The sequence below is a fragment of the Amycolatopsis sp. SID8362 genome (assembly GCF_010550475.1).
GTDB classification, from domain to species: Bacteria; Actinomycetota; Actinomycetes; order Mycobacteriales; family Pseudonocardiaceae; genus Amycolatopsis; species Amycolatopsis eburnea.
Map to the genome: position 1 here is coordinate 1 of NZ_JAAGNB010001612.1, position 9,113 is coordinate 9,113.

Here is a 9,113-nt window from a genome sequence, read left to right on the forward strand (position 1 = left end):
GCCCGCGCCGGCCAGCCCGCCGATCCCGCCGACGAACGCGAAGAACCCGAAGGCCGCGTCCGACAGGCGCAGGTCGTCGAGCGCGTACAGCACCAGCTGCGCCTGCGCGAGCTCGCTCACCAGGCTGAGCAGCCCGGCGACGACGACCAGCCGCCGCAGCAGCCGGTGCCCGTGCAGCCAGCGCAAGCCGTCCGCCAGTTCGGTGCGCAACCGCGCCGGCCGCTCCTCGCTGCGTCCGCGGTAGGTGCCGGTGAGCCCGAGCAGCACCGCGGCCGCGATCGCGAACCCGGCGGAGTTGAGGACGAACGGGAACGCGGCGAAGAGCGCGAAGGCCAGGCTCCCGACCGGGCCGCCGAGGAACGTCTGGCCGACGATCTCGCACGCCTGCAGCTTGCTGTTGGCCGCGTCGAGTGAGCCGTCGCCGACGACCGCCGGTACCAGCGCGTTCGCCGCGCTGTCGGCGATCGTCTCGGCCGTCCCGATGACCAGCGCGGTCAGGTAGACCAGCCAGATCGTCATCCCGCCGGTGGCGACCAGCACGGCCAGCACGCCGACCGCGGCCGCCCGTGCCGTGTTCGCGGCAACCATCGCGCGCCGCCGGTCGATCCGGTCGACCAGCGCCCCGGCGACGGCGGCGAACAGCAGCCACGGCAGGAACTGGGTGGCGGACAGCCCGGCGATCAGCACCGGGTCGTGGGTGAGGGTCGTGGCCAGCAGGGGCAGGGCCACCTTGCCGATGCCGTCGCCGAGGTGCGAAGCCGCGCTCGACGTCAGCAGCCACGGGAGTCTTCGAGCGTTGTCCATCGGGGCCCCCGGCACGTATCGCAGTCACCCAATGACTTCGGGTAACAGGATAAGCGCGTCGTCACCCGATGGGGGTCACGGTGCGGGCTCAGCCCCAGCCGAGTTCGTGCAGCCGCGCGTCGTCGATGCCGAAGTGGTGGCCCAGCTCGTGCACCACCGTGATCAGCACTTCTTCGACGACTTCGTCCTCGTCTTCGCACATCGAGAGGATCGGCTGCCGGTAGATCGAGATCCGGTCCGGCAGCACCCCGCCGTACGACGACGTCCGCTCGGTCAGCGCGACCCCGTGGTAGAGCCCGAGGATGTCCGGCGCCTCGTCGTTGAACTCCTCGACGAGCACGACGACGTTGTCCATCGCCTTCGCGAACTCGGGCGGCACCTCGTCCAGTGCTTCCGAGACCAGTTCCTCGAACCGCTCCCGGCTCATCTCGACCGGCATCAGCCGTTCTTCTTCGAGGTCGGCGGGGCCGAGCTCGACGTGGCCGGGCCGCCACCCCCGTCCGACGGCTGGCCGCCGTCCTGGGGCTGGCCGCCGTCGGGACCCGCGGGGGCGGCCTTGACGCTGCCGGTGACCGCCTGCAGGCCGCTCTTGTCCGGCAGCAGCGCCGCGACCTTGCAGTTGACCTTGGCGGACCCGGCGTCCCAGCTCTCCTGCTCGCGCAGGTCCCAGGTCAGGATCAGCTTCTTCGCGTCGAGGTCGGCGCCGCCGGTGTAGTCCGCGGCCGCCTTGGCGCACTCGGTGTCGAGCCAGGCCTTCTGGTCGTCCTGCTTCGGGTAGCCGTCCTTGAACTTCGACTTGAGGTCGAGGGTCGCGACGATCTCGTATGAGTGCGGCTGGGCGCAGTCGAGCGGGTCGCCGGGCGCCTTGCCCTGCAGCGCCAGGCAGGTGCCGGGCTCGAAGACCAGCGACTGGTCCTGCTCCTTGGCCGGTCCGGTCGTCGGCAGCAGCTTGCCGCCGGGGCCCGCCCACTGCAGGCCGCACCGCAGCTGGCGGTCGCCGTCGTCCCACTGCGACGGCGTCGGGCGCAGCAGGTTCGTCGTGAGCTTCCCGTACGGATCGAGGGCGTGGCCGAGGTACGGCTTCACGTCGGAGGTGCACTTCTGCTGCGCGATCTGCTGCCACTGGTCCAGCGAGGGCGCCGGCGCGCCCGCGGGGAACTGGGCGCCGATGTCCACCAGCGCGGTCACCTCGAACAGGTGCGGCTCGGTGCAGGCCACCTTCCGCGCGTCGCTCGCGTCCGGGTTGCCCCAGGTCAGGCAGCTGCCGGGGGGTGAGTGGAACGCCTCCTGCGCGGCGGGGGACAGCTTGCCGGCGCCACCGCCGGAGCCGCCGGCGATGCCGTCGCCCCAGGAGAAGACGACGCTGAGGGCGAGCGCGATGAGCGCGCCCGCGAAGATCCCGCCCATCACGACGCGGGTGCGCAGCGTCTGCGTGGCGGTGGGGAACCGATCGGCGCTGGGAGACATCGCAGTCCATGATGCCCGCGCCGCGCGCGACGTGCGCGATCCGGGTGGTTAGGGTGGGTCACGGTTTCGTGGTGGCCGGGATTACGGAGCGCACATGACGCAGGACAGCAACACTGGGGACCAGCCGCCCCCCGAGCCGCCCAAGCGCGGTTCGATGAGATTCCAGGACTCGAACACGCAGCCCAGGCAGCCGTCGGTCGCCGAGCAGCGGGCGCGGCAGCAGGCGCTCGCGCAGGAGGAACGCGACCAGGAGCTGGCCCGCCAGGCCGACGCCAAGGCGGCGACCCGGCGCAAGATCCTCATCGGCAGCGGCGTCACGGTCGGGCTCGTCGGCCTGGTCGCGACGTTCTACACGGTCGCCAGGCCGACCGGCGACGTCACCGCGGTCTGCACCGACGGAAGCGGCGTCATCCAGAACGACGACTACTGCGACGAGTCGTACGTCACCAGCCACCACGGCTACTCGAGCGGCGGGTTCTGGTTCATCCCGATCAACGGCGGCGGCTACCAGAGCTACCGGTACAACTACGGCGGCACCGGCACCATCGGCCAGCACGTCACCGGCGGCTCGTACGACGCGCCGTCGTCGCGGACCAGCGTGCACACCAAGTCGGGCAAGTCCGTCCAGCGCGGCGGCTTCGGCATCAGCGGGAAGAGCGGCAGCACCGGCGGCAGCGGCAAGAGCGGGGGATCGTAGGTGTACCGGGACCGGCGCGAGCCGCGGCGTGACTGGCAGCGGATCGTCGAGGAGCAGGGACTCGTCTACGGCACGCCGGCCCGCGACAGCAGCGGCCGCGTGCGGCCGTACTGGGACGAGTCCGTGCACTACGTCTTCGACATGGACGAGGTCCTCTCGCTCGAAGCCGACGTCGAACTGCTGCACTCGATGTGCCTGGAGGCCGTCGACAACGTCGTGACGACCGAGGGCTACCAGCGGTTCGGCATCCCCGAGTGGGTCTGGCCGCACATCGCGGAGTCGTGGAAGCGGCAGGACCCGCACGTCTACGGCCGGTTCGACCTGCGCTACGACGGCAAGTCGCCGGCGAAGCTGCTGGAGTACAACGCGGACACCCCGACCACGCTGCTCGAGGCGTCGCTGCTGCAGTGGCACTGGAAGACCGACGTCTTCCCGGACGACGACCAATGGAACTCGATCCACGAGAAGCTCGTCGAGCGCTGGGGGCAGCTGCAGGACAAGCTGCCGTCGAACGAGCTGCACTTCACCTGGTCGGCCGCGGACCCGAGCGGCGAGGACAACGTCACCACGGCGTACCTGCAGGAGACCGCGGCCGAGGCCGGGCTCGACACGGTGGGGCTGGCGATCGAGGAGATCGGCTGGGACCCGGTGCTCAAGCGGTTCGTCGACCTCGAAGAGGCGCAGATGGCGACCGTGCTGAAGCTGTACCCGTGGGAGTGGGTGGTCGACGAGGAGTTCGGCCGGCACGCCGTCGAGTCGCTGCCGCGGACGCTGTGGATCGAGCCGCTCTGGAAGATGATCCTCTCCAACAAGACGCTGCTGGCGATCCTGTGGGAGAACTACCCGGGCCACCCGAACCTGCTGCCCGCGTTCGCCGACGACCCGGGCCTGCTCACCGAGTACGTCCGCAAGCCGAAGCTGGGCCGCGAGGGCGCGAACGTCCAGATCGTCGCGACCGGCTACGAGACCCAGACCGACGGCGTCTACGGCGCCGAAGGCTTCGTCTACCAGGCGTTCGACCCGCTGCCCGAGTTCGACGGCTACCGGCCGGCCCTCGGCGCGTGGATCGTCGGGGACAGCTCCGCGGGCCTCGGCATCCGGGAGACCGGCGGCCTGGTCACCGACGACGGTGCGGCATTTGTCCCACATCGCATCGTCGAGTCGTGATAGAACACCGTCGCTGATCAGCTCTTTTTCCCTGGGAGACAATTCGTGAACACGACCCTTGCGCTGTCCGACACGTTCGGCTCCGACCTCGTGCGGGGGATCGGCGCGATCCTGCTGTACGGCGTCGTCGGCCTGCTGCTGATGTTCGCCGGCTTCTACGCGATCGACTGGACCACGCCCGGCAAGCTGTCGAAGCTGGTCACGCGGGGCCTGCCCAACGCGGTGATCGTGACGGCGTCCGGGATGCTCTCGATGGCGTTCATCGTCGTCGTGGCGATCTTCAACTCGGCGAGCGACCTGACCGAGGGCCTGATCACGTCGCTGGTCTACGGCCTGCTCGGCATCGTCGTCCAGGTCATCGCGGTCCGGCTCCTGGAGTGGGCGACCCGCATCGACGTGGCGTCGACCATCGAGAGCGAGAAGTTCGCCCCGGTCAGCATCGTGGTCGCGGCCGCGCACATCGGCCTTGGCCTCGTGGTGGCGGTCGGCATCTCCTGACCCGTACGTCGTGGGCCGATCGGGCACGATCGTGGCCGCGTTCGCCCGTTCGCACTAGCGTGGGGTCCGTGCGCCTGCTGAGGACACCGGACGACCGGTTCACGGACCTGCCCGACTTCCCCTTCGAGCCCCGCTACGTCGAGCTCGACGACCCCCACGGCGGCGTGATCAGAGTCGGCTACGTGGAGGCGGGCCCGGCCGACGGCCCGGTCGTCCTCCTGCTGCACGGCGAACCGAGCTGGTCGTACCTGTACCGGAAGATGCTGCCGGTACTGGCGTCGGCGGGCTTGCGCGCGATCGCCCCGGACCTGGTCGGCTTCGGCCGCTCCGACAAGCCGGGCGACCTGGCGGACCACACGTACGCGCGCCACGTGGAGTGGATGCGCGGGTTCGCGTTCGACGCGCTGGACCTGCACGACGTGACCCTGGTCGGCCAGGACTGGGGCGGCCTGATCGGGCTGCGGCTGGTCGCGGAGAACCCGTCGCGGTTCGCGCGGGTGGTCGCGGCCAACACCGGCCTGCCCACCGGCGACACCGACATGCCCGCGGTGTGGCATTCGTTCCGGGAGGCGGTCCAGAAGGCCCCGGTGCTGGACGTCGCCCGGTTCGTCCAGTCGGGCTGCAAGTCGACGCTGTCGGAGGCGGAGCGCGCGGCTTACGACGCGCCGTTCCCGAACGAGATGTACAAGGCGGCGCCCCGGGCGATGCCCGGGTTGGTGCCGTACCGGCCGGACGACCCGGCCTCGGAAGCGAACCGCGCGGCGTGGAAGACGTTGACCGAGCTGGAAATCCCGTTCCTGGTCGCGTTTTCCGACGGCGACCCGATCACCGGCGGAATGGCGCCGATCCTGAAGCGCGCGATGAAGGGCGCGGCGGGACTGGAGCACCCGGTGATCGCGGACGCGGGGCACTTCCTGCAGGAGGACAAGGGCGAGGAGCTGGCCCAGCACGTGGCCCGCTTCGTCCGCGGCTGAGACGAGCCGACCTGCTGAGCACGCCCGGACGGGTGGCGTCCGGGCGTGCTCGGTACCCGGTCGTGGATGGCGTGGTATTACCCATTCCCTCTGTTTCCATACCTGGTGGTGACTGACCGACTACAGTCACGATCGGGTGAGGGTTGCCCGGGGCAACAACGGGGAACGAGGGGTGGAACCGTGGTTCATCAAGGCAAAGAATTCGGCGTCGACCTGTACGAGCTGGAAAAAGTGGCGAAGGTCGACTTCCCGACGATATCGGCCGACTACGGCGACGCGATCGGGAGCTGCAACCGCGTTCGTGGCGAGCTGGCCCAGGTGATGCGACGTCCGGAGCAGTTCGGCGGGGACGCACTCGGACCGGTGTACCAGGCGTATCTGGACCTGCACGACACCGTGCTGGGCTTCCTCGGCGAGACGAGGACGAACCTGGACGACACCGCCACGGCGCTCGACAGGGCGGCGAGGCACTACGCGGAGACCGACCAAGCAGCTCGGGGCGAGCTCTACCGGCGCGCGCAGAACGACCCGGAACTGGGTGGCAAGCTGTGAGTTTCGATCAGCTCATGCAACACGCCCGGGACATCACCGACAAGGCTGTCGACCTGACGGCGAAGGAGCTGGCCCAAAAAGGGGCGACGCAGTCCGGGGCGAACCCCGACCGCAACGCCATCCGGCAGCACTTCGCTTTCATCGAGTCGATGTTCGAGCCGTTTTCCAGGTTGCCTGATCCGGTTCGGTACGACCCGCTGATCGCGGACCTGAACGCGGCCATGGCGAAGCTGAACACCGGTTCTGTCAACAACACCGAGCTCAGCAACGACGTCAGCTTCGTGAACCCGCACCTGGACAAGATGACGACGGACGGTGGGTACCTGCAAGGCTGGACCGGCGACGCCGCGATGGCGTTCAAGGCCAACTTCGTCGACACCTTCAAGTCGATCTCCGGGAACCAGTTCACGGTGCTCTCGACCCTCAAGGGCATTCTCCAGGCGCACCGCGAGATGTGGCTGAGGGCGCGTGCCGACATCGACAAGATCGCGGAAAACACGAAGAACGCCCTCGACAACGCCGGCGGGTGCGGCAAGAACCAGTGGACCTTCGAGTTCTCGGTGCTCTCCGCGGTCAGTGCCATCGGCGGGGTCGTGGTCGCCATCGCGACCGGGGGCGTGGTGCCGCTCGCGGCGATCGGTGCGCTTGCTTCGGTGGGTGGCGCCGGCGTCGCCGGTCTCACGGCGTCCGGAGATTCGGCGGAGACGATCGTCAATTCGATGAGGCAGGCAGTCGACGAGCTCCTCAGGCACATCCAAGAGGTCGAAACGCAGCAGATCGCGCAGAAGGTGCGGGCGTTGACCGATGCGGTGAACGCGAACAAGGACAAGATCGTCGCCGCCCGCCCGAACCTCGCCGGCATGAAAGACCGCGACCTCACCGGCGACAGCGGCATGGGCCGGTCGGACTAGGCCAGGAGGCGGATCGTGGAGGATTTGGCCGAGAGGCTGGACAGCATCCGGGTTCACGTGCGGGCCCCGGGAACGGAAATCGAGGCGGAGTTCCGCCGTCGAACGGGTATCACGTTGTCGTTTGGCGAAAGCGTCTACGACTTCATCGGCGAGTCTGCGCTGGAAAGGGCCCTGGCTGCGACGGCGCGCTTGCTCTGGGTCGGGTGGCAGCGGCAGTACCGGACGGCGATCGAGGAGACGAACCTCAACATCGACGCCGATGACCTGAGGGATTCGAATTTCTTCGCAGACCGGGCCAAGGTCGAGGCAGTCGGTGCTTCGAGCGACGAGCGGATCACGATAAGCACGGTGGGCATGGAGAATTTTTCCGTTCACATCGTTCCGGGAACGATACGCGAGATACCCGAGGACGAGTTCGCGGCGAGTGCCTCCGAGGCGGCCACCAAGGTGATCGAAGCTTTCCAGGCCAAGGTGGATGAACTGAAGAAGCGGTACTACGAATGACGCGGCGCACGCTTGTCCTGTCAGTGCTCGTCGTAGCCGTGGTCGCCGCCGGGGTGATCGCGGCGGTGGTCCTGACGCGCGACGAGCCGGTGGCGAAGGCCTGTGACATCCCCGGCGCGGTCCCGGAACAGCCGGTCTCCGCGAAAACCGCGCCCGGTGGCGGCGGGATCGAGGTCGCGGAAACCGGGGTCTCCTCGTCCGGCCTGGTCAGCATGGGAGCCGTCCTGCGCAACACCAGCGAGCGCATCGCCTACCGGACCAGAGTGACGCTCAACGTCGTCGTCTCGGTCAACGGCCTGCCGCCCGGGCCGATCCAGGGACCGCTGATGACCATGGAGATCCCGGTGTTGCTGCCGGGACAGCGGGTGGGCGTCGGTCGTCCGCTCGTCACCGTCAACGCGACGAACAAGGTCGTCTCGGCGGACGTCGACGTGCGGACGACAACCTGGTTGCCGCCCGGTTCGCTCGGCGGCTTCAGCCCGGTGACCGACACCTACGAATCGACTAGCCGGGTCAAGGCCCGGCTCCCGGCCGACGTGGTCCGGTACACCGAGCGGTCGGCCAACTGCCGGGCACTGGTCAGCCGCCGCACCGCGGTCGTCTTCCGAAACGCGACCGGCGCCATCGTCGGCGGTGGCCTGCTGCCGCCTGACGGCAAGGGCAACGCGGCGGGCAGCCCGCAGCAGCCCCCGGCGAGCCCGTCGTGCTCGCCCGGTGAACGCAGTACCTGGATCGTCCCCCTGCAGACCATCCCGCCGGGCACCGACGACCGGCGCACGGAGCTCTACTCCTACTGCGATCTCAACGCCCCGCCTTCGGACGTCAACGCCGTCGACTGATCAGGCGAGTTCGAGTGACTGGGTACCGAGGACGGTGGCGAGCTCCAAGCGGTCGGCGTCCTCGGTGCCCGGCTCGGCGGTGTAAACGCTGATGCGCAGGTCGTCCTGGGCGACCAGCAGTGTGTCGCAGTCCAGGGTGAGCGGCCCGACCGCCGGGTGGTCGATGGTCTTCCGCCGGGACGGGTCGGGCAGCGGCGGCGGGGCCTCGGCGTCCCAGAGTTCGGCGAAGCGCGGGCTGCCCGCGGTCAGGTCGGCGATCAAGCGCCGCAACGCGTGGTCGGCGGGGTAGCGCGACGCTGTCAAGCGCAGGTCGGCCACGAGCCGGGCCTCGTGCTCGGCCTGCTCCTTCGCACTGTGGACGACCCGTGACGGCAGCCGCGTGACGTTGCGCCAGACGGCGTTGCGCTCCAGGCCGCGCCACGGGGTCGTGTCGCCCATCAGCGCGTTGTAGGGCGCGTTGGCCAGCACGAGCGTCCAGCTCGCGTCGTAGACGACCACCGGCGTGTGCGCCAGCCGGTCGAGCAGCCGCTGGACGCTCGGCGCGACCCGCGACGGGACGACGTCCGGGCCGGGCGCGGCGTGCCCGGCCAGCCGGTAGAGCAGGTCGCGTTCGACGTCGGACACGCGCAGGGCGCGGGCCAGCGACTCCACCACCTGCGCCGACGGCGCGGTCGCGCGGCCCTGTTCGAGGCGGGTCAGG

12 protein-coding genes are annotated in these 9,113 nt (G+C 69.5%); 8 read left to right on the forward strand and 4 right to left on the reverse strand.

The features are described 5' to 3' along the window. From G3I65_RS49620 to G3I65_RS49630, 3 genes are all read right to left on the reverse strand, one after another. The coding region (locus G3I65_RS49620; protein WP_160702699.1) for an MFS transporter at positions 1-804 on the reverse strand (804 nt) is incomplete at its 3' end. Between the two features lie 88 nt (positions 805-892). Continuing rightward, entirely contained in the window at positions 893-1,243 is a 351-nt protein-coding gene (locus G3I65_RS49625) for a metallopeptidase family protein (protein WP_160702679.1), read from the reverse strand. Next, on the reverse strand, positions 1,243-2,271 hold the full coding sequence (locus tag G3I65_RS49630; RefSeq protein WP_160702681.1) for a septum formation family protein: 1,029 nt from the start codon (positions 2,269-2,271) through the stop codon (positions 1,243-1,245). Before G3I65_RS49630 ends, G3I65_RS49625 begins: the two co-directional genes overlap by 1 nt. Before the next feature lie 154 nt (positions 2,272-2,425). On the opposite strand from G3I65_RS49630, the gene G3I65_RS49635 reads away from it, so the two are divergent. The 8 genes from G3I65_RS49635 (at position 2,426) to G3I65_RS56770 (ending at position 8,413) form a co-directional block, all read left to right on the forward strand. Then, positions 2,426-2,968 carry a DUF2058 domain-containing protein gene (locus G3I65_RS49635; protein WP_160702683.1) on the forward strand — a complete coding sequence of 181 codons (543 nt, stop codon included), beginning with the start codon at positions 2,426-2,428 and terminating at the stop codon, positions 2,966-2,968. Next, on the forward strand, positions 2,969-4,135 hold the full coding sequence (locus G3I65_RS49640; RefSeq protein WP_160702685.1) for a glutathionylspermidine synthase family protein: 1,167 nt from the start codon (positions 2,969-2,971) through the stop codon (positions 4,133-4,135). A 45-nt stretch (positions 4,136-4,180) separates the two neighbouring features. Further along, positions 4,181-4,633 carry a DUF350 domain-containing protein gene (locus tag G3I65_RS49645; RefSeq protein WP_160702687.1) on the forward strand — a complete coding sequence of 151 codons (453 nt, stop codon included), beginning with the start codon at positions 4,181-4,183 and terminating at the stop codon, positions 4,631-4,633. A 59-nt stretch (positions 4,634-4,692) separates the two neighbouring features. Further along, positions 4,693-5,607, forward strand: a complete 915-nt coding sequence (locus G3I65_RS49650) for a haloalkane dehalogenase (RefSeq protein ID WP_160702689.1) — start codon at positions 4,693-4,695, stop codon at positions 5,605-5,607. 180 nt (positions 5,608-5,787) lie between these two features. Beyond that, positions 5,788-6,159, forward strand: coding sequence for a WXG100 family type VII secretion target (locus G3I65_RS49655; RefSeq protein ID WP_160702691.1), 372 nt, complete (start codon positions 5,788-5,790; stop codon positions 6,157-6,159). A 14-nt stretch (positions 6,160-6,173) separates the two neighbouring features. Next, positions 6,174-7,070 carry a hypothetical protein gene (locus tag G3I65_RS49660; protein ID WP_160702693.1) on the forward strand — a complete coding sequence of 299 codons (897 nt, stop codon included), beginning with the start codon at positions 6,174-6,176 and terminating at the stop codon, positions 7,068-7,070. Between the two features lie 15 nt (positions 7,071-7,085). After that, positions 7,086-7,574 (forward strand): hypothetical protein, encoded by a 489-nt coding sequence (locus G3I65_RS49665; protein WP_160702695.1) that lies wholly within the window; start codon positions 7,086-7,088, stop codon positions 7,572-7,574. A 23-nt stretch (positions 7,575-7,597) separates the two neighbouring features. After that, a complete protein-coding gene (locus G3I65_RS56770; protein ID WP_203612725.1) occupies positions 7,598-8,413 on the forward strand; it encodes a hypothetical protein in 816 nt (271 codons plus the stop codon). Here the strand turns inward: G3I65_RS56770 and G3I65_RS49675 are convergent. Continuing rightward, the coding region (locus G3I65_RS49675) for a helix-turn-helix transcriptional regulator (protein ID WP_160702697.1) at positions 8,414-9,113 on the reverse strand (700 nt) is incomplete at its 5' end.